This is a genomic window from Roseibium aestuarii (genome assembly GCF_008477545.1).
Taxonomy (GTDB): domain Bacteria; phylum Pseudomonadota; class Alphaproteobacteria; order Rhizobiales; family Stappiaceae; genus Roseibium; species Roseibium aestuarii.
Map to the genome: position 1 here is coordinate 321,109 of NZ_VORA01000001.1, position 25,384 is coordinate 346,492.

Below are 25,384 nucleotides of genomic sequence, written 5' to 3' on the forward strand. Positions count from 1 at the left end.
GGAGTGCGGCCATGAGCCAATCACAATCAAAGCCCCGTCGGTCGCTTGGGTCCTGGGCCCTGATCGCAGTCCCCTATCTGTGGCTGCTGGTCTTTTTCCTCGCGCCCTTCCTGATCGTCTTCAAGATCTCCCTGTCGGAGGTCGCCGTGGCGATCCCGCCCTATCTTCCGGCCTTCGATCTGGCCGAGGGCTGGGCCGGGCTGGTGGACAGCGTCTCGCAGTTTTCCTTCGACAACTACCTCTGGCTGACCGAGGACGACCTTTACTGGAAGTCCTATCTCTCCAGCGTGGTCATCGCGACGATCTCCACCTTCATTGCCCTGCTGGTGGGATATCCGATCGCCTATGGCATGTCCCGGGCGCCCAAGGCCTGGCGCGCCACGCTGCTGATGCTGATCATCCTGCCCTTCTGGACCAGCTTCCTGATCCGCGTCTATGCGTGGATCGGCATCCTGAAGAACGAGGGCCTGCTGAACCAGTTCCTGCTCTGGCTCGGCGTGATCGATCAGCCGCTGGTGATCCTCAATACCAACATCGCGGTCTATATCGGCATCGTCTATTCCTACCTGCCGTTCCTGGTGCTGCCGCTCTATGCCACCCTGGAGAAGCTGGACGAGACCCTGCTCGAAGCCGCCGAAGATCTCGGCTGCCCGTCCTGGCAGGCCTTCTGGAAGATCACCTTCCCCCTGTCGCTTCCGGGCGTCGTGGCTGGCTGCTTCCTCGTCTTCATTCCGGCGGTGGGTGAATTCGTGATCCCGGATCTGCTCGGCGGGTCCAACACGCTGATGATCGGCAAGACCCTGTGGGTGGAGTTCTTCGCCAACCGCGACTGGCCTGTATCGTCGGCGGTGGCGGTGCTGCTGCTGCTGCTTCTGGTCGTCCCGATTGTACTCTTCCAGAACCACCAGCAGAAACTGCAGGAGAGGCAGTCATGAGAAACGGTCCGTCCTGGTTCAACGTCACGTCCCTGGTGCTCGGCTTCTCGTTCCTCTACCTGCCGATCGTGCTGCTCGTGGTGTTCTCCTTCAACGAATCCCGGCTGGTCACGGTCTGGGGCGGGTTCTCCACCAAGTGGTATGGCGAGCTCTTCCGCAACACCCAGCTTCTGGATGCGGCGAAGGTCACCCTTGAGGTCGCCTTCCTCTCCGCCTCTTGCGCCACGGTGCTGGGCACCATGGCCGCCCTCGTGCTCAACCGCTCGGGCCGGTTCCCGGGACGCAGCATGTTCTCCGGCATGATCTTCGCGCCCCTGGTCATGCCTGAGGTGATCCTGGGCTTGTCCCTGCTGCTGCTCTTCGTGGCCATCGACCAGTCGCGCGGCTTCTGGACGATCATGATCGCCCACACCACCTTCGCCATGTGCTACGTGGCCGTTGTGGTCCAGTCGCGGCTGGTCGGCTTCGACCGCTCCATCGAGGAAGCGGCCGAGGATCTGGGCAGCCCGCCCCTGAAGACCTTCTTCCTGATCACCCTGCCGCTCATCTTCCCGGCGGTGGTGGCCGGCTGGATGCTGGCCTTCACCCTGTCGCTCGATGACCTGGTGATCGCGAGCTTCACCACCGGTCCCGGCGCGACGACCCTGCCCATGAAGATCTATTCGCAGGTCCGCCTTGGCGTGACCCCGGAGATCAACGCGGTCTGCACGATCCTGGTGGGTCTGGTGACCGTGGGCGTCATCGCCGCGTCCATCACCACCAAGCGCCGCGAGCAGCAGCGCCAGCGCGACGAGCGTGCGGCCATCGCGCAAGGGTGAGGCCCCTCTGGCCACATGATCCGATGACTGGACGGGGAGCTTCGGCTCCCCGTTTTCATGTGGGGGACGGGGTCACTCCGTGCCGGGCGGGCGAAGCAGGAAGATGACCAGCCAGATCGGCACCACGATCAGCGCGCCCAGCACCATGGTGGGGATGGCCCAGTCGACGAAGTTCAGGACATAGATCCAGACATCCAGCGGAGTCAGGCCGATCTGGGCCAGAAGGTCCTCCGCGCTCAGGCCGAAGATGGACAGGCCGATCCCGACGAACAGGGAGAAGCCTGCAAGGCGCAGGATCGTCAGCAGGAAGTTGGACACGAGGAAAAAACTCCGGGTGCGCCGGGCGCGGTCAAATCACGTGTGGTCAATGGGCACACACTGTCGGCCCCCGCCGGGCGGGTCAAGGCGCAAGCCGTGCCTGCTTCGCGGGCAATTGACGAAAGCGTGTCTCAGCAAGCGTCCAAACCGCGCCGAACCGCAGGGAAAGCGGCGTCTTTCGAGGGGCTTGTCCCTTGACGCGCCGCAGCATGTGGGCTCAATTGGCCCTTCGTTGAGGATCTGCTTGGGAGACAGATATGCAGAAGATTTACCCGAACGCGGCGGCCGCGTTGGAGGGCGTCGTTTTCGATGGAATGACGATCATGGCCGGCGGGTTCGGCCTGTGCGGCATTCCGGAAAACCTGATCGCGGCTCTGCGGGATGCGGGCACGAAGGACATCACCGCCGTTTCCAACAACGCCGGGGTGGATGACTTCGGCCTGGGCCTTCTGCTGCAGACCCGGCAGATCCGCAAGATGATCTCGTCCTATGTCGGCGAGAACGCCACCTTCGAGCGCCAGTATCTGAACGGCGAGCTGGAGCTGGAGTTCAACCCGCAGGGCACGCTGGCCGAGCGCATTCGCGCCGGTGGCGCCGGCATTCCGGGCTTCTACACCAAGACCGGCGTCGGCACGCTCATTGCCGAGGGCAAGGAGCACAAGGACTTCAACGGCGAGACCTACATCATGGAAACCGGCCTGGTAGCCGATCTCTCCCTGGTGAAGGCCTGGAAGGCCGACAAGGAAGGCAACCTGATCTTCCGCAAGACCGCCCGCAACTTCAACCCGATGATGGCCACCGCCGGCAAGGTGACCGTGGTGGAAGTGGAAGAGATCGTGGAGATGGGCGAGCTTGACCCCGACCACATCCACACGCCGGGGATCTTCGTGGACCGGATCGTCCTTGGAACATTCGAGAAGCGCATCGAAAAGCGCACCACCCGTCAGGCCTGAGGAGGGGCATCATGAGCTGGACACGCGACGACATGGCCAAGCGGGCCGCCCGCGAGCTTGAAGACGGTTTCTACGTGAACCTGGGCATCGGCATTCCGACCCTGGTTTCCAACTACATCCCGGAAGGCATCCACGTTGCCCTGCAGTCGGAAAACGGCATGCTCGGCATGGGTCCGTTCCCGACCGATGACGAGGTCGATGCGGACCTGATCAACGCCGGCAAGCAGACGATCACCGAACTGCCGCAGACCTCCTATTTCTCCTCGGCCGACAGCTTCGCCATGATCCGCGGCGGTCACATCGACCTGTCGATCCTGGGCGCCATGGAAGTCTCCGAAAGCGGCGATCTCGCCAACTGGATGATCCCCGGCAAGATGGTCAAGGGCATGGGCGGCGCCATGGATCTGGTGGCCGGCGTGAAGCGCGTGGTCGTGGTCATGGATCACACCTCCAAGGGCGGCGAATCCAAGCTGCTCAAGGCCTGCACCCTGCCGCTGACCGGCGTGAAATGCGTTGACCGCATCATCACCAACCTGGGCGTGTTCGATGTCGCCGAGGGCGGCCTGAAGATCGTCGAACTGGCCCCGGGCATCACGGAAGAGGAAGTCCGCGCCAAGACCGAGGCGACCCTGGTCAACTGAGACCGGCCGCCCTCGGCCTGACGGGCCGGTGAGAGATCAAGAAGACCGCCGCGGCCGGGGAGCTGCGGCGGTCTTTGCATTTCTGCTGAAGCGAAGGGGGAGGCTCTCTATTCGGCCGCAGCCGGAGCATCCTGCCGGTCGAGAAGGGAGGCGGCGGCGGAGGCCAGGCTTTCGCGTCGCGATGTCGCATCCCGGAAGCTGCGGGCACTGGTGCGGGCCAGCAGGATCACCGGAATAAGCCCGACAAGCACGATGGCCAGTGCCGGAAGGGCCGCTTCCTCGAAGGCTTCGCGGGAGGCCGCCTCGAAGACCGTGGTGGCCAGCGTGTCGAAATTGAAGGGCCGCAGCAGCACCGTCGCCGGCAGTTCCTTCATGCAGTCCACGAAGGTCAGGAGTAGGGCGGAGAGAAGCACCGGCTTCAGCAGCGGCAGATGGACCTGCCACAGGGTGCGGGCGGCGGTGCTGCCCAGGGTGCGCGACACCATGTCGAGATGGGGAGAGATCTTGCCGAAGCCGCTGTCGATCTGGCCATAGGAGACGGCGAGGAAGCGCACCGAATAGGCATAGATGAGCCCGACTCCCGAGCCCAGCAGCAGCGGCCCGGACAGGTCGCCGAAGAGTGCGCGCAGGGCCCCGCCGAGGATCCCGTCGAGGGCGGCGAGCGGGGTCAGAATGCCGACCGCCAGAACCGCGCCGGGAATGGCATAGCCGATGGAGGAGAAGCGGATCGCCAGCCGCAGGACGGGCGTGTCGCGCAGGCGCAGCCCATAGGCGAGCGCGACCGACAGGGCGACCGTCAGGACGGAGGCAATCGCCGCCAGCTGCAGGCTGTGACCGATCGCCCGGTGCAGGGCGGGGTCGGAAAAGAGCTCAAGTCGGCGCGCGGCCATTTCGACCAGGATCAGCGCCGGCACCCCGAAGCCCAGCAGCACGGGCAGGGCACAGGCGATCAGCGCGGCCGGAGCAGCAAGTCCGTTCAGGTGAATGCGCGAGGGCTGGCGCTGCTTGCTGTGGCCCGAGTTGAAGCGCTGATGCCGACGCGCACGGCGCTCCACCCAGAGCAGGGCAAAGACCATCAGCAGCATGGCAATGGCCAGCTGGGCTGCGCCACCGAGGCTGGAGCGGTTGAGCCAAGTCTCGTAGACCGAGAAGGTCAGCGTCCGCACCCCGAAGAAGGTGACGGCACCGATGTCGTTAAGACATTCCATCAGGGCCAGCGACACGCCGACGGCCGCGGCCGGGCGCGCCATCGGCAGGGCAATGGCCAGGAACACCCGCAAGGGGGACGCCCCGAGCGTGCGCGACACATCCAGCATCGACGAGGTCTGCAGCAGGAAGGCCGCGCGGCTGGTCAGATAGACATAAGGATAGAGCACGAAGCTCATGACCAGGATCGCTCCTCCGAGGGAGCGGACTTCCGGGAACCAATAGTCCCGCGAGGTCTTGAAGCCCATCACCGCCCGCAGGGTCGATTGCACCGGTCCGGTGTAGTCGAGCGCCTCCACATAGGCGAAGGCGATGATGTAGGTGGGCACGGCCAGCGGCACCAGCAGCAGCCAGTCGAACAGGCCCCGGCCGGGGAAGCGGCACATGGTGGTGAGCCAGGCGGTTCCCACGCCAATGATCAGCGTGAGGCTGCCGACGCCGGCCATCATCAGCAGCGTGGTGGCCAGCGCATCGGGAAGAACGGTGCTGACCAGATGGTCCCAGACATCACCGGACGGGGTCAGGGCAATCCAGCCGATGGCCAGCAACGGCACGAGAACAAGCGCCGCCGCGGCAATCGACAGACCCGACCAGAAATGTTCCGAGCGTCCGGCGTGTCCCGTGTTCAAGCGCCTCTCCCAAGCGGAAAGCCGCGTCGGGCGGACCGACGCGGCAGGATGTCAGGTTTCCTCGAGGAGGAGGAAATCAGCTCTGGGGGCCGTTGTCGAACCCGACCCGGTCCACCATCTCGCTCGCCGCTTTACGGAAGTCGGCGATTTCGTGCAAGGGCAGGCTGTCCGGTTTCAGCGTTCCCCAGGACTTGACCCGCTCGGAGACCGGCACTTCCGGATCCACCGGATACTCGAAATTGGTTTCCGCGTAGATCGCCTGGGCATCGTGAGAGGTCAGGAAGCTGATGAACTTCAGGGCAGCGTCCCGGTGCGGCGCATGCTTTGCCAGCACGACACCGGACAGGTTCACGTGGCTGCCCCGCTCATCCGAGTTGGGGAAGAGAAGCTTGACCGAAGCGGCCCAGTCCTTCTGTTCCGGATCCTTCTCGTTGGTTTCCATCTGGCCCATGTAATAGGTGTTGCCCAGGGCGATGTCGCATTCGCCGGCATAGATGGACTTCACCTGCGCCCGGTCGTTGCCGGTCGGCTTGCGCGCCAGGTTGTCGCGCACGGCCGTCAGCCAGGTCTCGGTGTCCTTTTCGCCGTGATGGGCGATCATGGAGGCAATCAGACCGAGCGTGTAGTCATGCTGGCCCGAGCGGGTGCAGATGCGGCCGCGCCACTTCGGATCCGCCAGCTCCTCATAGGTGATGCTGTCCTGCTCGACCCGCTCGCGGGACGCATAGACGATGCGGGCCCGGCTGGTCAGGCCGATCCAATTGCCATCGGGGTCGCGGAATTCGGCCGGTACATTGCCTTCCAGCTGGTCCATCGGAATGGGGCTGGTGATGCCGAGATCCTTGGCGCCTGCCAGACGGCCGATATCGACGGTCAGCATCACGTCCACCGGGGAATTCTCACCCTCGGCCGCAATGCGTTCGCCCAGGCCCTTGTCGGAGAAGACCACGTTGGTCGTGATCCCCGTCTTGGCAGTGAAGGCGTCCAGCAGCGGCTGGATCAGATAGGGCTGCCGGTAGGAATAGACGTTCAGCTCCTCGGCGGACGCGGCACCGGGCAGGGCTCCAGCGGCGGGCAGCAGGGTGAGGGCGGTCAGGGCAAGAAGGTGCCAGGGTCGTTTCATCAGGATCTCCCGTTTTCGCCGTGTCGCTCACGGTCTTTCAGGTTCGCGGGAGACTATGGGTATCGACCAGCGTCCTGTCAATGAAACGCAATGAATTCAATAGTTTAGAAATATTCTAAAAAGCTGAGGCTAGCATGTGACTTTTCACGAGGAGCGTTTTGAAATGTCTCTGCTTTTCCCGCAAGGGAGGGCGGCGCGTCCGCACGCAAATCATCGTGTGGGCGCGACCCTTTGTCCCCGTCCCGATTGTCTGGAAGACCGTCGCGCGGCGTGCGGGCCGGCACGGATGCCGCGCCGGCTTACTCGGCCAGAACCCGCTGCGACGGGAAGCGGATCTCCACCAGCGTGCCCTGATCCGGGCTGGAGTCGATCTGGAACCGCGCCCGATTGGCTTCCGTCAGCGCCTTGGTGAGGGGAAGCCCGAGGCCGGTGCCGCCTCCCAGCCGCGACGTGTGCAGCTGGCGGAAGGGTTCCATCGCCGCCGACAGATCCTTCTCGTTCATGCCCGGACCGGTGTCGCGCACCCGCAGGGCCACTTCCCCGTTGTCTTCCAGGGCCGTGGAGACGATCACCTGTCCGCCCGACCGGTTGAACTTGATGGCGTTCGACAGCAGGTTCAGCGTGATCTGGCGCAGGGAGCGGGGATCGGCCACGACGCTCGGCACCGCATCCGGCAGGCTGGCGCGGATGATCACCCGGTCCCGGTTGGCCTGGGGCTGCATCAGGGCCACGCATTCGCGGATGATGTCATTGGGGGACACGGCCGCGAACTGCAGGTCCATCTTGCCCGCCTCGATCTTCGACAGGTCGAGGAGATCGTTGATCAGGCTCAGGATATGCGCGCCGGAGGTGCGGATGTCCCTCAGATATTCCTTGTAGCGATCGCCGCCGATCGGCCCGAAGCGCTCTTCCATCATCACCTCGGAGAAACCGATGATGGCGTTGAGCGGCGTGCGGATCTCGTGGCTGATCTTGGCCAGGAAGTCGGACTTGTGCGAGCTGGCGTTTTCCGCCTGACGCTTGGCATCCGTCAGCTCTTCCTCGGCACGCTTCCAGTGGGTGATGTCGCGCAGCACGGCGCAGAACTTCGGCTGATCGCTCTTGGCGGTCACCCGGCCGATGGTCATGAACAGCGGGATGAGGCCGCCGGTGGCGACCCGTCCCAGAACCTCGCGGCCGTCATTCAGGATGCTGGCAACCCCGTTGCGGGACAGGCCGTCCAGGTAGTCGAGGGCGGACCGGTGGCTTTCGGGGGCAAGGAAGTCGGTGAGCGCCGCGCCGACGATGTCGCCCCGGCTTGCCGCGAACAGGGCCTCGGCGGACCGGTTCGACTTCACGATCGTGCCGTGGCGATCCAGCACGAGGATGCCGTCCGTCGCGGTCTCGAGAATGGAATCCAGTTCGTCGGCCAGCTCACGGCTCTGGGCCAGGTCGCGCTCGAGCAGGGTGCGCGCATCCTGATCCGCAAAGGGGTTCGCCGGCTCGGCGGCAACCGCAACAGGGCGGCGCACGACCGGTGTTACCCGCTCCATGATGGAAATCATCAGACCCTGGCCACCGTTCCAGGGCACGGTGTGCATGCGGGCATCCACCTGGCGTGAGCCGCCTTCGGCCAGACGCACCTTCAGGGTGCCGTCGATGGTGCCTTCCATGTCCGTGTCCGGAAGGTCGTCGTCGTCATCGGCAAACACCGCCTCCAGACCGCCGGCCTGAGCCAGGGTTGCAAGAGACTTGTAGCCGAGCAGCGCCAGAAGTGTGTCATTGGCGTAGAGCACGTCCCGGTCCCGGACGATGGCAATGCCGATGGGCAGCCGGTCGAGCAGGCGGGGATCGATGGGACCGGCGTCGGGCGGCGTGGTCTCGCGGGCGTAATGCTCCGCCATCTCCGGATCCAGATCCCCCTCGCCGGACGGGCGGGTGCCCCCGTCGTCGGGGTAATCGTCTTCCAGACGTGCCCCCAGCGCCTCGGCGATCTTGCGGAAGGCGGCAATCTCCGGCTTGGAAAGGCGGGACGTATCCACGGGCATCATGTGGGCGCGACGATGGGGCAGGGCCACCACGTTGCTGGGCTGCACCGTCTCCGGCGCCTCGGTTGCCGCGGCCGCCTCCGGAGCGTCGAACGAGGCTTCTCCCTCCAGACGGTCCCGCTCGGCTTCGCGGCTCAGCTGAATTTCCCGGAAATGCATGCGCTGGGCGCGCTCTTCGGCCTCAAGGGCGAGCAGATCCTCGTTGAATTCCTCGGCCAGGTCTTCCGCCAGATGGTCGGTCGTCTCACTGCGGAACTCGTCCTCGTCGTCCGGGGACCCTTCTGCGCCGACGGGAGCGGCGGGAGCGACGCCACCTTCGTCCCATGCCTCATCGGCGTCGATCTCCAGATCGGCATCGTCTGCGGCAAGCTCCGTGAGGTGCGGATCCGACAGCTCGTCACTGCCGGCCGGCGTTCCAGCGTCGGAGTTCTCCTGGGTGAAGAGGTCGCGGGGGCTCATCGATCGGGGCGCGGCCTCGTCGGCGGCATCGCGGCTGGTGGAGGACTTCGGCTTCATGCTGCGCGCCATGGACGCGACAGCGCTCTCGATTTCTCGGGCATCGAGGGGCCGAGGGCCCGAAATGCCCTCGAAATCCTCTGCGTCGGACGCAGGCGCGGCCGCGCGGGATCGCGGAGCCGTCCCGGTTTCCACCGGCTCAGCAGCGCGGTCGCTCTCGGCGGGTTCTTCGGCAGACAGGTCTTCGGCCTCGTCTACTGATGGGCGCGCCGCATGATCAGCCTCGATCTCGCCGGTTCCGCGCTCTTCGCTCGCGTTGTCGTTCGCCGTGTCGTCCTCTGCCTTCGGCGCATCGCTGCGCAGATCCATGAAGAGGGTCGGCCGGTCTGCAAGGTTTGCGGCAAGCGTTTCGGCGGCCTCGGGCGCCTGCGTTGCCCCCAGCGCCGGCGATGTCTCCTGCTCCGGCTCGGATTGCGTCGCGGAGACGGAGGGGGCTTCGCTCGGCGTCGGCGCAGCGGGCGGGGTCGAAACCGGGCGCACCGGATTGCGTGGCACCGGCGCACCCGACCGGTTGGCCAGAATGTTGAGCAGTGCGGAGGCCCGTGCTCCCAGCGCCAGTCCGCCCCCATTGGGCTCCGGCACGCGCTTGAGCGGCGTCAGGTCGATGGCGGGCCCGGCGGGAGGCGTAGGTGCCAAAGTCTGCCCCGCGCTCTCCGGAGCCTCCTGGCCGTCCTCGGTCAGGGCCTGCAGAGCATAGGCTTCGGTCTCGAGTTCGGTCTCTGACTGGGCGGAGCGGGGGGCAAGCGGCGCGTTTGCGTCGTCTTCCGCATCCATGATCCGACACACGCCGAAGCCGCGATAGCCTTCGAACATCCGGTTGCGGTCAAAGGCGGGCAGGGCGGCCATGTCCACCGGCACCCGCAGCGGCGCATCGGAGACGGGCCACATGACCGTCTTGCTGCTCCAGGTGTCGCGCCGGTCGAGCGAACGGGCGATGTCGCCCTCCCGATCGATGCCGAACTGCTCCGCCACATCGCGCCAGGTCAGCCCGACGATATCGGAGGCACGCGGCCCCAGCGCTTCGGTGAATTCGTCGGAGAGGAAGGTGAAGCGCTGGTCTAGATCCATCTTCCAAGCAAAGCGCACAGGGCGCCGGCGGCGCTGGAAGTCGAAACCGGTCTCCCCAACATCGCCTTCCGTGGCCTCGTGAGGCTCGGTGTCGGCCGCAAAAGGCGTTTCATCCGCCATGGCGGGCAGATCGCTTGCCGGGGTTGGTGCCGGTGCCGGGGTCGGTGCCGGGGTCGGTGCGGGTGTCGACGAGGCGCTCGCCTCCGGGGCATCCTCTTGCGCCTTCGGGTCCGGAAGGTCGTCGGCTCGCTGCTCCGTGCGGTTTTCCGCCAGCACAAGCCTTTGCCCGTCGGCCAGGTCGATCATGTGACCCGCATGCAGCCAGTTGCCGACACGGATCGTGCCGTTGTCTGCGGGGCGCGGGGCAACCTGGCTCAGATCCAGATCGCCGGCCTGTGCCACCAGGCGACCGGTATCATCCAGCAATCCGGCACTGCGTGACGCGCCCGCCAGAAGCGAGAGAAAGCCGTCGTATGCATTGCCATCGAAGGAGAGGCTGCGGTCCAGGCAGATGATCAGGGCGCCGCTTGCGCCCGAAGGCAGGGTGATGCGCTGGCCCTGACAGGTCAGCACCATGACGCGCAGGCCCCGGTAGAATCGCAGGCGCTCGGCGGTCAGCCGGTCTTCGGCACCGCTGGTGGCAATGCGGGCGATATGGGGCCGCGCGGGGGACTGGGCGAGATGGGTCAGGCTCGACAGGGCACCCGCGTCGCGCAGGGAAAAGAAACGCGCGCCAGCGGCGTTGGTCCACAAAACCTCCGCCCCGTCTTCGGACCAGATCCAGGCAGCCCGGGCGTCCAGGCACAGGGGGGCCACGACCGGCAGAGCACTGAGAGCCATGAAGGTGTCGAGAGTGTCAGTCATGGCTCAGCTCCGAGGGTCCGGGCAGTCCGGGATTTTCAGCAGTCGTGGGCGCATCGATCATAAACGTCTTGTTAATACCGTTTCTGGCCAGTCGCGTCCACGGGAAGGGCGGTGTCTACCGGCCCCACGTGAAGGCGTGGTTAATTGCCAGTGTCAGAATTGCGATGCCGGGTTCCCCGTGGTAAGGAATTGATTGCGCATTGAGATCTTCCTCCTGCGCTGGTGCGTCACCTTCCGCTCGGTCACTCCGTTGGGTCGCCTTTCGAGGGCAGACCGGAGGGCTGATCCGCAGATCTTGCGGCCGTTCTGGCGACAGTCCCGGGCCCGGGACGGCAAGCGGCAGCAAGGGCAGGGGCGCCCGGAGCAGGATGTAAATTGACGCTGTGCCTTGCCTCTCAGCATTGCGGGCGGGCGAGAATTCGCTACTCTCGCGTGTGTTTTGCCGGGCCCGTTCCGGGAGCGCATGGCGGAGGGGAGGGCAGGCAGCAGCCCTGAACGAGAGATGTGGCGGCAGTGCAGGCGCAGTGCCGGGCGTCGTTTGGACGTCACAGCATCCGGATAGTAAGACCTTAACGATCTGTATCCGGTCAGGACCGGTCTGGTCCGACCATCCGCCTTCGCGTCGCCGGACGCCTGTCAGACGCCTGACAGGGGCCGGGTACGGGAAGGCTGATGTCGGTCGGCATGTGCCTGACCTCTCGAGCAAGAGGAAGCAGTGAATGGCCAGTGACAAGAACGGTTTCGAGATTCCGGACCAGATGCGGGACTTTGCCGAGAAGAGCGTCGATCAGGCTCGCAAGGCCTTCGACGATTTCATGGCCATGACCCAGAAGGCGGTCTCCAGCGTGGAAGGCTCGGCCACCGCCGTCCAGTCCGGCGCCACGGACGTGAACCGCAAGACCCTCACCTACGCTGAGGAGCACGTGGACGCGGCCTTCCGCTTTGCCCAGCAGATGGTGCGTGCCAAGGACGTGGAAGAGGTCATGTCCCTGCAGCGTGACTACATGCGCAAGCAGATGGAGGCCCTGGGCGAACAGACCCGCGAGCTGAGCGCCACGGCCACCAAGGCCGCCCAGAAGGCCAGCGACGCGGCCAAGGACTAAGGCCTTCCCGGCGCGGGGTGCCGTTTCCGGATCTCCGGGTCCTGAAGGCAGGGGTTCTTCGGGATGTGGGTCTCGCGCCGCGATCACCCCTCACGCATGTTTGTCTGTCGCCGCGCTTCCGGTGCGGCGAACGGTCCTGCGCATGCGACTTTTGTGCAGTGCAAAATAATATTGCAATGCAGCACGAGCCTCCCTATATTGACGTTACGGATGACGTTAGCGGCCGGGCAGTGAAGCCTGCGGCCGGCCCAGCACTATTCGAGAATGATGATCATCCGCCGAAACTGGAGAGAACATCATGAGTGAGACGACGACCCCGGCAAAGCCGGCCCCCAAGGCACGCGCAACCAAGACCCCCAAGACCGGCGCGGCTGCCAATCCTTTCATGGATTTCGAAGCCTTCGCCATGCCGAAGATGGAAATCCCGACCGCCTTCCGCGAAGCCACCGAGAAGAGCATTTCCCAGGCACGCGACACCTATGAAAAGGTGAAGTCTGCTGCGGAAGAAGCCACCGACCTGATGGAAGATTCCTTCGAGACCACCCGTCAGGGTGCCGTGGACTTCAACCACAAGGCCGTTGATCTGGCCAAGTCCAACACCGATGCCGCCTTCACCTTCATGAAGGACGTGATTGCTGCCAAGACCATGGCTGAAGTCGTCGAGCTGCAGTCCTCCTTCGCCCGTCAGCAGTTCGACACGCTGACCGCCCAGGCCAAGGACATGCAGGACTTCGCGACCAAGCTCTCCACCGAGCTGACCTCCCCGGTCAAGTCCGCGATGGAAAAGGCTTTCAAGGACTTCAAGGCCGCCTGATCCGGTGGCGAGGGCGGTCTTCGGACCGCTCCATGGGCCTTCGGTTGAGGCCCTTGTTGCGGGCGCAGGGCTCATGGCCCCGATGCCCTTCGAGACAGGCAAGGACGATGCAGATGCGGCGCCGTCCTTGCCCGATCTCCTGTTCGCGGCGCCATCCTTCCACCTTGCCCCGTAATCTGCCCGGCAATCTGCCGCCTTTTTTTGCGCGCCCGAACCCTGGCCGAGCAATCAGCCTGCCAGGCCGCAGGGGCCTGAGTGTCATGCGCCGTCCATGGGCCGCGCCGGTGTCCTCCCCTCTGCTGCCCTTCCGACGGAAAACATCAGTCCTTCAACAGTTTCGGCATTTCGGGGAAAACCCCAAAATTTCCCCTTGTGGTCCGGCGGAAACGGCGCTAGAAGCCCCCAAGCAAACGACGCGGCGGCTTGATCCTCCGTGTCGCCACGACAAGACAGCGCGGCTCCGGCCCGGTCCTGTATCTTGTGCAGACGTAGCTCAGTTGGTTAGAGCGTCGGATTGTGGCTCCGAAGGTCGGTGGTTCGAATCCACCCGTCTGTACCATTCTCTCTCCCATCTTCTGACAGGTTGATCATCGCAGTTCGCTTGCGTGCGTGTGGCGTGCGGTGGTTTCACGTCTTGGTTTGCGTCTGCGTTTTCCGATCGTGGGCCATCCTGGCGGCGTGTCTCAACGCTCCCGCTGCCGATGTCGGCAGACCGCGCCTGTCATGAAAAAAGACCCGGGCGGCGCGCCGTCCGGGTCTTCGTGTTTTCGATAGCTGTGTGGCCGCGAGGGGCCTTTCCTGCTCCGTGGATCAGGCGCTGCGGACCTTGTCGAGGAAGGAATCGAGCTTGGCTTCCAGCTCGCCCGCCTGATGGGCCAGTTCCGTGGAGGCGGACTGCACCTGTGCTGCGGCTGCCCCCGTCTCGTTGGCCGCCTGGCTGACGCCTGCGATATTGGCGGAGACTTCCGTGGTGCCTTCTGCCGCTTCCTGAACGTTGCGGGCGATCTCGTTGTTGGCCGAGGTCTGTTCCTCGATGGCTGCCGCGATCATGCCCGAGATCTCGTTCATGCGGGTGATCGTCCGGGAGATGTTGCGGATCCGCAGGACCGACGCCTCGGTGGATGACTGCATGGAGGCAATCTGGGTGGCGATCTCGTCCGTTGCGCTGGCCGTCTGGCCGGCAAGCGCCTTTACCTCGGATGCCACCACGGCAAAGCCCTTGCCGGCTTCACCGGCGCGGGCGGCCTCGATGGTGGCATTGAGGGCCAGCAGGTTGGTCTGGTTGGCGATTTCCTGAATGATCTGAACCACGTTGCCGATCCGCTCAGCCCCTTCCGAGAGGCTGTTGACGGCGGCGTTCGCCTGATCCGCCTCGTCCACCGCCTGGCGGGTGATGGAGAAGGATTCAGACACCTGTCGGTTGATCTCCTCCACCGAGGCCGACATTTCCTCCGTTGCCGAGGCCACGGTCTGCACGTTGGCGGAGGCCTGTTCGGCGGCGGCCGCCACTGCGGAAGCCTGGTGGGTGGTTTCCTCTGCCGAACCGGCCATGGTGGCCGAGGTCATGTTGAGGTCCTGCGCGGAGCGGGCAACGCTTTCGATGATGCTGCCCACCACCGCGTTGAACTCGTCGGCCAGCCGGTGCATGAAGGCGCGCTTCTCTTCCTCGGTCCGCAGCTTCGCCTGTTCCTGCTCGTGCCGCAGGCGGTTGGTCTCCTGCATGTTCCCCTTGAAGATCGTCAGGGCCTGGGCCATGGCGCCCAGTTCGTCTTTCCGGTCCGCACCGGTGATGGCGACGTCGAGATCCTGATGGGCCAGCCGTGTCATCACCGTGCACATGGCCGTCAGGGGGCGGGAGATGCCGCGGGCCGCAACCCAGCCCAGCAAGGTGACCACGGCGAGCACGCAGGCGCTGGCCAGAAGGATCGTGTCGCGCAGCTCGTGCACGGGGGCGAGGATCTCGCTCATGTCCTGTTCGCCGATCACGCCCCAGCGTGCGCCCTGGAATTCGATCAGGGTGAAGGCGGACAGAACATCCGTTCCCCGGTAGTCGGTCACCTCCATCAGGTCCTGGCGCCCTTCAAAGGCAGCCGCCACGGCCGGGGTGTCCACCTTGCGCGACAGGATGGTGCTGTCCTGAGAGAAGCGGGAATCGCTGCGCATCAACCGGTCTTCACCCACCAGATAGGTTTCACCCGTATCGCCCATCCCCAGGGTCGATTGCATGATCTCGTTGATCCGGCCGATCGGCATCTGGAAGGCAAGTACGCCGAGCAAGGTCTCTCCCTGATAGATCGGGGTGGCGATGAAGCTCGCCGGCTCTCCGTTGCTCGGGGCATAGGGGGCAAAGTCCAGGAAGGTGACCGACCCGGCCGCCTTGCCGCTGGCTTCCGAGAAGGCGCGGGCCAGATCCGAGGTCTTCCATGGGCCGGTCTTCAGGTTGGTGCCGAAGTCTTCTTCCTTGAAAACCGTATAGACCACGTCCCCTTCCGGCGTGATCAGGAAGATGTCGTAATAGCCCTTGGACTCCAGCAGCTTGCGGAACCAGGGGTGATGATCGCCATGGACGGTGTTGTAGATCGTGTCCGCCTGCGCCCGGTCCAGCTTCTGCTTCTCGCCCTTCGGATAAGGATTTTCGGAGATATAGTTTTGCCTGACGCTGTTGGATGTTCCCTTGCCCTCGCGGGCGTAGGCGGCAGTCAGGTCCTTCACGGCCCATTGCACGTTCTCGGAGGTGGAAACGGCAAGCAGGGAGTCCGCGATATCCTTCAGGTAACGGCTGAGTGTCTCTGCGCGACTGTCAACAAGTGTGAGGAGCTGGTTTCCACTTTGCTTTTCGAGATCAGAACTCGACTTGAGAATGCTGATCGTCGTGACGCAGATGATGGAGAAAAGTGCCGCTGCGCAAACAAGTGCGGGAATTTTGACAGCGATTTTTATGTCGGAGAACTTCAAGATATTTGCCTCGCTTGATTATTGAAGCCTCCTTGATCCGATGGTTCTAAAATTGTCTTAAATCGGCCGTCGTCAGATCTTGCCCTTTTCGTTGGTGGGGGATGGCGTCGGCAGGGCCTTTCTCCTCCAGCTCTGCCCGAAGCAAGCGGCGGTCCCTGCGCAGAAGCCGCTGCGTCCCGCGAGATCCTCGCAGAGGTCGAGGGGGCAGGTATACCGTCCAAGTCTGTCGACAAAATCTCATCTTGAGGAAAGAATTGTATGCAATTATGAAGAGGCTGGCGTCTCGGGTCCGCCTGCGATAGCTGTTGATAGGCGGCTGGACGTGCGGCAGCGGGTCAGGGAAGGCCTGGCCCGGACCGGGACCGGCGGGAGGAACGCGGACTGAAACGTCCGGCGACGTGGAGAGACACATGGAAGATCTGAGCCTGGCCTCGATGGCCCTTCTGGCGGGGGCATTGCTGGCCACCGGGGTTGTCGCGGGCATCATTGCCGGCCTGCTGGGGGTTGGCGGCGGCATCGTCATTGTCCCGGTGCTCTATTACATGTTCTCCGGCCTCGGGCTTGACCCGGATGTGCTGATGCATGTGGCGGTGGGAACGTCCCTCGCCACCATCGTCGCCACCGGATATTCCTCCGCCCGGGCCCACTGGAAGCGCGGCAGCGTCGATCTGGACCTGCTGAAGCGCTGGTGGTGGTCCATCGCCATCGGCGTGATCGCCGGGGCGACGCTGGCCGGCAACATTTCCGGCGGTGCGCTGACGATCATCTTCGGCGTGGTCGCGCTCCTCGTCTCCCTCAACATGCTCTTCCGGCAGAACGGCTCGGCCCTCGCCAAGCATCTGCCTGGCTCGCCCTTCAAGGAACTCATCGGCTTCGTAATCGGCGGGATCTCGGTGATGATGGGCATCGGCGGCGGCACGCTGGGCGTGCCGATCCTGACCCTCTTCAACTATCCGATCCGTCTGGCGGTCGGCACGGCGGCGGCCATCGGCCTGATCATCGCCATTCCGGGGGCGCTCGCCTCCATGTATTTCGGCCTGGGCGAGGAGGGTCTTCCGCCCTTTTCCATCGGTTACGTCAACCTGATCGGCTTCTTCCTGATCATCCCGGCCTCGACCTATTGCGCGCCGCTGGGCGCCAGGATCGCGCATGCCATCGACGCCTCGAAGCTGAAGCTGGTCTTCGCCCTCTTCCTGGGCTTCACCGGCCTGCGGATGATCTACAACGTCATGTTCTGAAGCGCGGATCGCGCTCTGCTGACGCCACGCGGCGATCCGTGATGGGTTGATCACGGAATTTCATTGGTCAGGCGCGCGTGAATTCGGCACTGTGAAGCACCATCAAGCCGGTGTCCCTCTGGGGCTCCGGCTTTTTCCCTTTTCTCGACCGGCGCCTTCCGCAGCGGCCCTTGCTTGCGGCGCGCTGCCGCAGACGGTGGCTCATGACCTCCTCCTCCCCCGTGACGATCACGCCGGCCGGCATTCTGCTGGGAGCGCGTCTCAGCCTGACGATCATTCCCGGCTCGGTCGCCCTCGGTTCGGTCTTTGGCATGGTGGCCGCCCAGAAGGGGCTGACCCTGCTCGAGACGGTGATGATGCAATCCTTTGTCTTTGCGGGTGCATCCCAGTTCGTGGCGATGGAGGTCTATCGCGACCCTCTCAACTGGGGTCTGGTGCTGGCCATGACTGGTGTGGTTGCGGCCGTCAACATGCGCATGCTCCTCGTCGGTGCCAGCCTGCGTCCCTGGCTGGGCGGACAGCCGGCCTGGCAGGTCTATCCGACCCTCTTCTTCCTGACGGACATCAACTGGTTGCTGGCCATGCGCCATCATCAGGACGGGCACCGCGACTGGGGTGTGTTGTTCGGCAGCGGCCTGATGATCTGGGTGGTCTGGTCGCTCGCCGTGCTGCCCGGCTATTTCTTCGGCGCCCTCATCGAGGACCCTCAGGCCTGGGGACTGGACGTGGTGCTTCCCGCCTTCTTCGCCGCCCTGCTGGTGCCGCTGTGGAAGGGCAAGCGCCAGACCCTGGGCTGGATCATCGCCGGTGCCGTGGCAACGCTGACCTGGGAACTGCTCGGCGGCTATTGGGGCGTGCTGACCGGTGCCGTCGCCGGAGCGGTCGCGGGGGCTTATTTCCATGACTGATGCCGCCTTCTCCGCCGATCTCCTCTTCGTGCTCGCCGTGGCCATGATGACCGGCGTCACCTATTTCATGCGCGCCGGAGGCTACTGGCTTATGGGCCGCCTGCCCCTGACGGACCGGGTGCGACGCGGGCTCGAGGCTCTGCCCGGGGCGATCATCATTTCCACCATCTTGCCCATCGTGCTGAAGGGCGATCTGGCGCTGGGCCTCAGCCTGCTGTCGGCGATTGCCGTCATGGCACTCCTACGCAAGGACTTCATCGCGGTGGCGGCCGCCGTGGTCACCGCAGCCCTGTTGCGTTCCGCCGGGATCTGAAGCCTCAGGACAGGGTGCCGAGCACCTGCCGGGCCTGGGCAAGGGTTGCCTCCGGCCCGTGCGAGGCATCCAGCCGGGGCCACTCCAGCGTGCCGGTGTCGAGCGTCAGCTGGAACGCCACCACATCCGCATCCGCATCGGAGGCGTCGCCGGTGCGCGCCGTCACCCTCGCCTTGAGAACGTCCGCCGGCGCATCCAGCCAGAGCCCCAGGAAGGAAGCGCCCGCGCCCGTGGCCAGATCCCGCGCATCCCGCCTCTGGGCGTCCCGGGCAAAGACCGCATCGAAGATCACCGCGTGACCGGCGCCGAGCACCCGCCGGATGCGCTGATCCAGCTTGTCATAGATGGCCTGGGCCGCTTCCGCCGTATAGGCCTCCGCCGGAGCCTTGTCGGTCTCCCGGAGCCCGAGATGGGCCTTGCGCTCCACATCCGTGCGCAGGATCCGGGCACCTGGTGCCGGCCCCACGTCGCAGGCCAGCGCCCGGGCAAGGGTGGACTTGCCGCTGCCCGAAAGTCCGCCGATGGCCACCAACCGGGCAGGGGCCTTGCCGAGGAAGGCCTGGGCGAGGGCGAAATAGCCTCGGGCTTCCGCCTCGAGACTTGTTTTTTCCGCCGTGCCTTCCTGGTTGAGCGAGGCAGCAGCGGCGATCTTGGCGCGGATGCAGGCCCGCATCATCAGATAGAAGGGCAACAGGCGAAGCGCGTCCTCATCCCCCTGATCGGCTCCGCCGGGCGCCGTGAGCGTGCGCAGATCCAGATAACGGTTGAACACCCGGTTGGCGGCGGGCTTCTGGTCCCGGTCCCACAGGTCCATGAGCAGGAAGGCCAGATCGTAGAGCCAGTCCGTGGTGGCGATGGCGGGGGAGAACTCGATGGCGTCGAACAGAACCGGCTTCCCGTCCAGCAGCACGATGTTGCGCGCGTGAGCATCCCCGTGGCACAGGCGCACATGGCCGGCCTCGCCCCGGCGCAGCAGCAGGGGTGCAAGCTCCGTCAGCCGTGCGTCGGCAGTCTCTGTCAGGGCCTGGGCGGCAGGCGGGGCGAAGAGCGCGGGAAACTCGGAAAAGGCCTGCGCGTTCTGGGAGATGTAGCTGCGCAGCTCCTCCAGAAATCCCGGCCCTGCGTCCCGGTGAACCGGCGCCTGCTCATGGGCCTCGAGCATCATCCGCGCCAGCCTCTCGCAGAGTTCCGGGGCAAGCGGGCCTTGTTCGGCGATCCGGTCCAGCTGGGCGGAGGTGTCGAACCGGTTCATCTCCACCACCCATTCGACGATCTCGCCGTCGCCTTCCAGGCTCAGGGTCCCGTCCGCGTCTCGGCGCAGGGCCACGGCGCGGCGATAGATCTGCGGCGCATTGTGCCGGTTGCAGGTGATCTCGGCCTTGCAGGCCGCCTCCCGCAGGGCGAGGGTCGAGTAGTCGAGAAAGGGAAAGCGCACCGCCCGCTTCATCTTGTAGGCAAGCGGCCCAATCAGAAACACCACATTGGCGTGGGTGTCGATGCGGTGGCCGGTGCCGGAGGAGGAGCCCGTCGCGGCCTCCCGGGCGAGATGGTCGAAATGCGCAAGGGCCTCGTGCTGAAGCGGCGTCTGGCTGTCGGTCATCGAGCCTCCGGGGCAAGGGCGTGGCAGGGCTCGGTCAGAATATCGCGATCGGATGCCGGAAGTTTGACCTGCCTCAAGGTGGTCCGCGCGGCGCGGGGCTATGCAACCTCTATAAGACAAGGACGGGAGGTTCCGCCATGACCGAACATGCGGGCTTGAAGAAAATCCGGTTGAACCTGGCGCGCACGAAGGAGTTCCCGAACGGCTCCGCCCAGCACGGCTACGAGTTCACCGCACCGCTCGACGGCACCGGTCATATCGATGCGGCGGGCTGGAAGAAGGACCGCGACCATTGCCGCGTGCGCCGCTTCTGGGCTGGCGAGGAAGAGGAAATCGGCCATCTGGTCCATCGTCCGGGCGGCTCTTGGGCCTTCCGCTATGACATCGACGGTGAGGATGACGACGAGGCAGGCTATCGCTTTGGTGCCCATGCCTTCGTCCCCGGCGAATATGTGTCCATCAAGGATGAGGATGGCGATCTGCATACGTTCCAGGTGGTGACCGTTCAGCCTGTCTGACGCCACCGGGAGCGACACGAACCCGAGGGGGGAACTTGGGGAGAAGAGGGGATCTGCGGCGCAAGCTGCGGGTCCCTTCTTTGTTTTGCGCGCGGTCGGAGAAGTGAAGGCGCGCCGTCTCGCCGAGTTTGGAATGACCCCATTGCGAATTTCCGTGAGCGCGACCCTCTCCAATGACGCAGGCTTGCGCTATAGAGTTTTTCGAACCGGTGATGGGCATTCCATCCCGGAATGGAATTGCCGAAGGGAGCAGGATATGGCGGCGAAGACCGGTGGTCAGCTGATTGTCGAGGCGCTTGAGACACACGGAGCCGATCGGGTGTACTGCGTGCCGGGCGAAAGCTATCTGGCCGTGCTGGATGCGCTTCATGATGCCTCCATCCCCGTGACCCTGTGCCGTCAGGAAGGCGGCGCGGCCATGATGGCCGAAGCCCATGGCAAGCTCACGGGCCGCCCGGGCATCTGCATGGTCACCCGCGGGCCGGGCGCGACCAACGCCGCCGCCGGTGTCCATGTCGCCATGCAGGACAGCACCCCGATGATCCTCTTTATCGGTCAGATCGAGCGTGGCATGCGCGAGCGCGAGGCCTTCCAGGAAGTCGACTACCGGCAGATGTTCGGCGGCATGACCAAGTGGGTTGCCGAGATCGACCACGCCGACCGGGTGCCCGAGTTCATTTCCCGCGCCTGGCATGTGGCGACTTCCGGCCGTCCCGGTCCGGTCGTCCTGGCCCTGCCGGAGGACATGCTGGTCGAGGAAGCCGACGTCGCCCAGCCCGCCCCCTGGACCCAGGTGGAAACCTATCCGGGCCTCACCCAGATGGCCGAGCTGCAGAAGCGCCTCTGGGCCGCAGAACGCCCCATCGCCATTCTGGGCGGTTCGCGCTGGTCCGAAAGCGCGGTTGCGGCCTTCACCCGCTTCGCGGAACGGTTCGCCCTGCCGGTCGCCTGCTCCTTCCGTCGGCAGATGCTCTTCGACAACCTGCACGCCAACTATGCCGGCGACGTGGGCATCGGCATCAATCCGAAGCTTGCCGCGCGCATCAAGGCCTCGGACCTGATCCTGCTGGTCGGCGGACGCCTGTCCGAGATGCCGAGCCAGTCCTACACCCTGTTGGATATCCCCCAGCCGTCCCAGCCGCTCATCCACATTCACCCGGATGCGGAAGAGCTGGGCAAGGTCTATCGCCCGGCCATGGCCATCCATGCGAGCCCGACCGCCTTTGCCAAGGCAGCCGAAGGCCTGCAGCCTCCCAACGATCTGAAGAACGCCGCCGCCGTGGAAGAGGCCCATGCGGATTATCTCGCCTGGTCCGGCGCCCGTCCGCAGACCCCGGGCGCCCTGCAGATGGCCGGCGTCATGGACTGGATCGAGCAGAACGTGGCGGGTGATGCGATCTTCGCCAACGGGGCTGGCAACTACGCCACCTGGGTGCACCGGTTCCACCGGTTTCGGGCCTATGCCACGCAGGCGGCGCCGACCTCCGGCTCCATGGGCTATGGCCTGCCCGGCGCGATTGCCGCCAAGCTGGCCTTCCCCGATCGGGAAGTGATCTGCTTTGCCGGTGACGGCTGCCTGCAGATGACCATGCAGGAATTCGGCACGGCCTGTCAGGAAAAGGCCAACATCATCGTCGTGGCCGTCGACAACTCCATGTATGGCACGATCCGCATGCACCAGGAGCGTCACTATCCCGGGCGCGTGTCGGCCACCGAACTGGTCAATCCGGACTTCGCGGCCTTCGCGCGTGCCTATGGCGCCCATGCGGAAACCGTGACCACGACCGAGGAATTCGGCCCTGCCTTCGAGCGTGCCCGTGCCGCCGGCACCCCGGCCCTGCTGCACCTGAAGCTCGATCCGGAAGCCATCACCCCGGCCGCCTCCCTGACCCAGATCCGCGAAGCGTCGCTGAACAAGGGCTGATCCGGAATCGGGTGAAGACCGACAAAAAAGGGCCGGAGACGTTCCATCGTCTCCGGCCCTTTTGTCATCTGACGGCGCGGGAAATCTCCGCCGTGTAATCCTTCACCGGCAAGGTGACGTGGACGATCCCCGGATCGTCGGGGGAGGGGTCGATGCGGAAGCCGAGGGCCTCGCAGACACCGATCATACTGGTGTTTTCCTTCAGCACCTCGCCGTGGATCTCCTCGATCCCGTCCGAGCGGGCGTAGTCGATGATGAGCTTCATCAAGGCCCAGCCCAGTCCGATGCCCTTCAGGTCCGAGCGCACCATCACCGCATATTCGCCCGTGCGGTGGTCTGCATCCGCATGCAGGCGCACGACGCCGAGCAGCTCGCCGCTCTCCGGTTCGATGGCGCAGAAGGCCATCGCCCGGGCATAATCGAGCTGGGTCAGCCGGGCGAGGAACCGGTGGCTGAAATCCTTCACCGGGGCGAAGAAGCGCAGGCGCAGATCTTCCGGTGTCACGTGCTCGAAGAACCGGGCAAAGAGATCCTCGTCTTCCGGCCGCACGGGGCGAACCTTCAGGCGGGTGCCGTCCTTGAGGTCGAGTGGCAGCTCCCATTCCTTCGGATAGGGCGTGATGGCCAGCCTTTCGCGCCGGGCGGCACGGCTGAGATCCTCGCCGGGCCGCAGGGTGACGCGCGCATCCAGCGCGATCAGCCGGTCGGGCAGGGCGACGAGCGGATTGATGTCCAGTTCGAGGATTTCCGGAAGGTCCACCGCCATTTGCGACAGCTTCACCAGCGCCAGTGTCACATGGTCCCGGTCGAGCGCCGGTCGTCCACGGCCGCCGTCCAGCAGCCGCGCGACCTTGGTGCGGCGCATGAAGGCCTGGGCCAGATGAAGATCCAGAGGCGGCAGGTCGACGCTCAGATCCTCCCGGTCCTCCACCGACGTTCCGCCGTGGCCGAAGAGGATCGCCGGACCGAACGCGCGGCTGTCGCCGAGCCCGAGATAGAGCTCCAGACCGTGACGGTCCTCCAGCATCGGCTGCACGGTGACGCCGGAGATCCGCGCCTGCGGGAAGGTGGTGCGGGTCGCGGCCACCAGATCGAGCGCCGCCGTCTGCGCGCTCTCCGGGCTTTCCAGGCCCAGACGCACCCCGTCGATCTGCGACTTGAAGGGCAGGTCGGGGGAGATCAGCTTCAGCACGCAATGGGCGGACCCTGACAGCACCTGCCGCGCGGCCTCATGCACCTGTGCCCCCAGCGCCTCGTCGGCTGCGCAGAAGAGGCTGGGCATCATGGGGATCTGGTAGCATTCCAGCAGGGTGACCACCTCATCCGGGTCGAGCCAGCTGCGCCCTTCGGCGACGGCCCTGCCGATCAGGGCGCGGGCATCTTCCACATCGGGGCTGAAGTCCTCCGGCAGGCTCGGGGGCGCTGCCATGAGAAAGTCCTTCAGGCTCGCATCCCGCGCCAGATGCATCAGGCTGCGCGCGGCTTCCGCCGGCGTGCCGTAACAGGGGATCTTCGCCTCGTCGAGAACCTTGCGGGCCGCTCCGGGGCTACCCATCAGTCCGGCCACCAGCGCCTTCTTGCGCCCGCTCCGGCGCTTGTCCTTGCGCGCCGCCTCGGCAATCGCCTCCGCCATGTCTTCCAGACTGCAGCAGCAGGTGGGGGCTTGCAGGACCAGAAGCCCGTCCGTTGCCGAGTCCGCCAGCACATCGGAGATCGCGGCCGAAAGTTCCGCGGCCGTCAGATTGTCGCGCAGCAGGATCGGCTGCCCCGCCGCGTCCGGCGAAAGCGGGTTCGCGCCCCGGCAGGCGGGGGCCAGACGCTCAAGCGTCTCCGGTGACAGGGCGGCCAGATTGCCCTCCAGATCCTGGAAGCGTTCGGCCGCGAGATTGGCGAGGCCCCGTCCGTTGGTCATCACGCTGAAGGCATGGGCCTGCGGAATGCGGATGCGCGACAGGGTTTCGACCGCCTCGAACATTTCGTCCAGATCCGTGACCCGCAGGATGCCCGAGCGCCGGAAGGCGGCTTCGAAAACGGCCTCCCGCGTCAGCAGCCGCGAGGCATGGGTGGCATGGGACTGGTTGCGGGCTGCCCGCCGTCCCGACCACAAGGCGATCACCGGCTTGCCCCGGGCCGCAGCCCGGGCGGCAGAGAGGAACTTGCGCGGGCTCGAGACGCTCTCGATGTGCAGCACGATGGCCCGCGTGCGGAAGTCCTGGGCGAAATAGTCGATCAGGTCGCTCACATCGACGTCGCTCCGGTCACCGAGGGAGACGGCGGCGGAAAAGCCGATGCGGTGCGACCGCGCCCAGGCGAGCGTTGCGTTGAAGACGGCAGCCGAGCGCGAGATGAAGGCCACGTCACCGGTCTCGGGCGTGTCCGTCGCAAGCAGCGCATCCAGCCGGGTGGCAGGCACGGCAAGGCCGATGGAGCCAGGCCCGATCAGCCGCACGCGACCGGCCTTCGCGGCGTCCCGGCAGGCCTGAAGCAGGCTCTCGTCCCAGGTCTCGAAGCCAGGTGACAGCAGCAGCACCGCCTTGCCGCCCTTGCGGGCAATGTCGCGGATGTGAGCCGGAGCCGCTTTCGCGGGGCCGAGGTAGATCGTCAGGTCCACCGCCCCTTCGAGCTCTTCCTGCGGCACGATGCCGGCCGGAACCATCGACCGGGGAAGGCCGAGCGTCGTGACCGGGATGCGCTGGGGCAGATGGGTGAGCTGGTCGAGCACGCGCCTTACCACCACGTCATCATGACGACAGGGGCCGATCACGGCGATGGAGGTGGGAGCGAAAAAACCGTCGAGGTTGCGAATGGTCACGGCGAGGGCCCTCTCTGCGGTCCGGACGTGAGTGGCGCATGTTGCCGGAACATATAGCACGCCGGCTGGCGGAGGACATGGAGAAGGGTCGTCGAGGCGTC

Annotated in this window: 18 protein-coding genes and 1 tRNA gene; 12 read left to right on the top strand and 7 right to left on the bottom strand. The window is 65.3% G+C overall.

Translation table 11 applies throughout. The features are described from left to right. Positions 1–11: 11 nt before the first annotated feature. A complete protein-coding gene (locus FR728_RS01415; protein WP_149890879.1) occupies positions 12–935 on the top strand; it encodes an ABC transporter permease subunit in 924 nt (307 codons plus the stop codon). Further along, positions 932–1,753 (top strand): ABC transporter permease, encoded by an 822-nt coding sequence (locus tag FR728_RS01420; RefSeq protein WP_149890880.1) that lies wholly within the window; start codon positions 932–934, stop codon positions 1,751–1,753. Before FR728_RS01415 ends, FR728_RS01420 begins: the two co-directional genes overlap by 4 nt. Before the next feature lie 72 nt (positions 1,754–1,825). Here the strand turns inward: FR728_RS01420 and FR728_RS01425 are convergent, their stop codons facing one another. Further along, the gene (locus tag FR728_RS01425; RefSeq protein WP_149890881.1) at positions 1,826–2,071 is read right to left on the bottom strand and encodes a DUF6460 domain-containing protein; all 246 of its coding nucleotides are present in this window, start codon (positions 2,069–2,071) and stop codon (positions 1,826–1,828) included. 257 nt (positions 2,072–2,328) lie between these two features. On the opposite strand from FR728_RS01425, the gene FR728_RS01430 reads away from it, so the two are divergent. Both FR728_RS01430 and FR728_RS01435 read left to right on the top strand, forming a co-directional pair. Further along, complete coding sequence (locus tag FR728_RS01430; protein WP_149890882.1) at positions 2,329–3,024, top strand: CoA transferase subunit A; 696 nt, start codon at positions 2,329–2,331, stop codon at positions 3,022–3,024. An 11-nt stretch (positions 3,025–3,035) separates the two neighbouring features. Continuing rightward, positions 3,036–3,665, top strand: a complete 630-nt coding sequence (locus tag FR728_RS01435) for a CoA transferase subunit B (RefSeq protein WP_149890883.1) — start codon at positions 3,036–3,038, stop codon at positions 3,663–3,665. Positions 3,666–3,772: 107 nt separating this feature from the next. Here FR728_RS01435 and FR728_RS01440 read toward each other — a convergent pair whose 3' ends face one another. The 3 genes from FR728_RS01440 to FR728_RS01450 form a co-directional block, all read right to left on the bottom strand. Next, positions 3,773–5,500, bottom strand: coding sequence for an ABC transporter permease (locus FR728_RS01440; RefSeq protein WP_208998610.1), 1,728 nt, complete (start codon positions 5,498–5,500; stop codon positions 3,773–3,775). A 76-nt stretch (positions 5,501–5,576) separates the two neighbouring features. After that, entirely contained in the window at positions 5,577–6,623 is a 1,047-nt protein-coding gene (locus tag FR728_RS01445) for a Fe(3+) ABC transporter substrate-binding protein (RefSeq protein WP_149890884.1), read from the bottom strand. Between the two features lie 299 nt (positions 6,624–6,922). Next, positions 6,923–11,098: an ATP-binding protein gene (locus tag FR728_RS01450; RefSeq protein ID WP_149890885.1), complete on the bottom strand. Its 4,176-nt coding sequence runs from the start codon at positions 11,096–11,098 to the stop codon at positions 6,923–6,925. 719 nt (positions 11,099–11,817) lie between these two features. Between FR728_RS01450 and FR728_RS01455 the strand changes: the two genes are divergently transcribed. The 3 genes from FR728_RS01455 to FR728_RS01465 all read left to right on the top strand — a co-directional run bounded on the left by FR728_RS01455 (position 11,818) and on the right by FR728_RS01465 (position 13,574). After that, entirely contained in the window at positions 11,818–12,201 is a 384-nt protein-coding gene (locus FR728_RS01455; protein WP_149890886.1) for a phasin, read from the top strand. 298 nt (positions 12,202–12,499) lie between these two features. Further along, positions 12,500–13,015, top strand: coding sequence for a phasin (locus FR728_RS01460; protein ID WP_149890887.1), 516 nt, complete (start codon positions 12,500–12,502; stop codon positions 13,013–13,015). A gap of 482 nt (positions 13,016–13,497) precedes the next feature. Next, positions 13,498–13,574, top strand: a tRNA-His gene (locus FR728_RS01465). Positions 13,575–13,825: 251 nt separating this feature from the next. Here FR728_RS01465 and FR728_RS01470 read toward each other — a convergent pair. Next, positions 13,826–15,901 (bottom strand): methyl-accepting chemotaxis protein, encoded by a 2,076-nt coding sequence (locus tag FR728_RS01470; protein ID WP_244304446.1) that lies wholly within the window; start codon positions 15,899–15,901, stop codon positions 13,826–13,828. Positions 15,902–16,380: 479 nt separating this feature from the next. Here FR728_RS01470 and FR728_RS01475 point away from each other — a divergent pair, with 479 nt between their 5' ends. From FR728_RS01475 to FR728_RS01485, 3 genes are all read left to right on the top strand, one after another. Next, on the top strand, positions 16,381–17,208 hold the full coding sequence (locus FR728_RS01475) for a sulfite exporter TauE/SafE family protein (protein ID WP_149890889.1): 828 nt from the start codon (positions 16,381–16,383) through the stop codon (positions 17,206–17,208). A 203-nt stretch (positions 17,209–17,411) separates the two neighbouring features. Next, positions 17,412–18,116 carry an AzlC family ABC transporter permease gene (locus FR728_RS01480; protein ID WP_149890890.1) on the top strand — a complete coding sequence of 235 codons (705 nt, stop codon included), beginning with the start codon at positions 17,412–17,414 and terminating at the stop codon, positions 18,114–18,116. Then, entirely contained in the window at positions 18,109–18,429 is a 321-nt protein-coding gene (locus tag FR728_RS01485) for an AzlD family protein (RefSeq protein WP_149890891.1), read from the top strand. Before FR728_RS01480 ends, FR728_RS01485 begins: the two co-directional genes overlap by 8 nt. Before the next feature lie 4 nt (positions 18,430–18,433). On the opposite strand, the gene FR728_RS01490 is transcribed toward FR728_RS01485, so the two are convergent. Then, positions 18,434–20,029, bottom strand: a complete 1,596-nt coding sequence (locus tag FR728_RS01490; RefSeq protein WP_149890892.1) for a bifunctional aminoglycoside phosphotransferase/ATP-binding protein — start codon at positions 20,027–20,029, stop codon at positions 18,434–18,436. A gap of 137 nt (positions 20,030–20,166) precedes the next feature. Between FR728_RS01490 and FR728_RS01495 the strand changes: the two genes are divergently transcribed. After that, positions 20,167–20,547: a hypothetical protein gene (locus tag FR728_RS01495; protein ID WP_149890893.1), complete on the top strand. Its 381-nt coding sequence runs from the start codon at positions 20,167–20,169 to the stop codon at positions 20,545–20,547. A gap of 256 nt (positions 20,548–20,803) precedes the next feature. Continuing rightward, on the top strand, positions 20,804–22,471 hold the full coding sequence (locus FR728_RS01500; RefSeq protein ID WP_149890894.1) for a thiamine pyrophosphate-binding protein: 1,668 nt from the start codon (positions 20,804–20,806) through the stop codon (positions 22,469–22,471). 64 nt (positions 22,472–22,535) lie between these two features. Here FR728_RS01500 and FR728_RS01505 read toward each other — a convergent pair whose 3' ends face one another. Continuing rightward, the gene (locus tag FR728_RS01505) at positions 22,536–25,283 is read right to left on the bottom strand and encodes a bifunctional acetate--CoA ligase family protein/GNAT family N-acetyltransferase (protein WP_149890895.1); all 2,748 of its coding nucleotides are present in this window, start codon (positions 25,281–25,283) and stop codon (positions 22,536–22,538) included. Between the last annotated feature and the right edge of the window lie 101 nt (positions 25,284–25,384).

Excerpts from the sequence above, each read along its gene's own strand:
- FR728_RS01415 (WP_149890879.1), top strand. The coding sequence starts at position 12 with ATGAGCCAATCACAATCAAAGCCCCGTCGGTCGCTTGGGTCCTGGGCC.
- FR728_RS01420 (WP_149890880.1), top strand. The coding sequence starts at position 932 with ATGAGAAACGGTCCGTCCTGGTTCAACGTCACGTCCCTGGTGCTCGGC.
- FR728_RS01430 (WP_149890882.1), top strand. The coding sequence starts at position 2,329 with ATGCAGAAGATTTACCCGAACGCGGCGGCCGCGTTGGAGGGCGTCGTT.
- FR728_RS01435 (WP_149890883.1), top strand. The coding sequence starts at position 3,036 with ATGAGCTGGACACGCGACGACATGGCCAAGCGGGCCGCCCGCGAGCTT.
- FR728_RS01445 (WP_149890884.1), bottom strand. The coding sequence starts at position 6,623 with ATGAAACGACCCTGGCACCTTCTTGCCCTGACCGCCCTCACCCTGCTG.
- FR728_RS01450 (WP_149890885.1), bottom strand. The coding sequence starts at position 11,098 with ATGACTGACACTCTCGACACCTTCATGGCTCTCAGTGCTCTGCCGGTC.
- FR728_RS01455 (WP_149890886.1), top strand. The coding sequence starts at position 11,818 with ATGGCCAGTGACAAGAACGGTTTCGAGATTCCGGACCAGATGCGGGAC.
- FR728_RS01460 (WP_149890887.1), top strand. The coding sequence starts at position 12,500 with ATGAGTGAGACGACGACCCCGGCAAAGCCGGCCCCCAAGGCACGCGCA.
- FR728_RS01475 (WP_149890889.1), top strand. The coding sequence starts at position 16,381 with ATGGAAGATCTGAGCCTGGCCTCGATGGCCCTTCTGGCGGGGGCATTG.
- FR728_RS01480 (WP_149890890.1), top strand. The coding sequence starts at position 17,412 with ATGACCTCCTCCTCCCCCGTGACGATCACGCCGGCCGGCATTCTGCTG.
- FR728_RS01485 (WP_149890891.1), top strand. The coding sequence starts at position 18,109 with ATGACTGATGCCGCCTTCTCCGCCGATCTCCTCTTCGTGCTCGCCGTG.
- FR728_RS01490 (WP_149890892.1), bottom strand. The coding sequence starts at position 20,029 with ATGACCGACAGCCAGACGCCGCTTCAGCACGAGGCCCTTGCGCATTTC.
- FR728_RS01495 (WP_149890893.1), top strand. The coding sequence starts at position 20,167 with ATGACCGAACATGCGGGCTTGAAGAAAATCCGGTTGAACCTGGCGCGC.
- FR728_RS01500 (WP_149890894.1), top strand. The coding sequence starts at position 20,804 with ATGGCGGCGAAGACCGGTGGTCAGCTGATTGTCGAGGCGCTTGAGACA.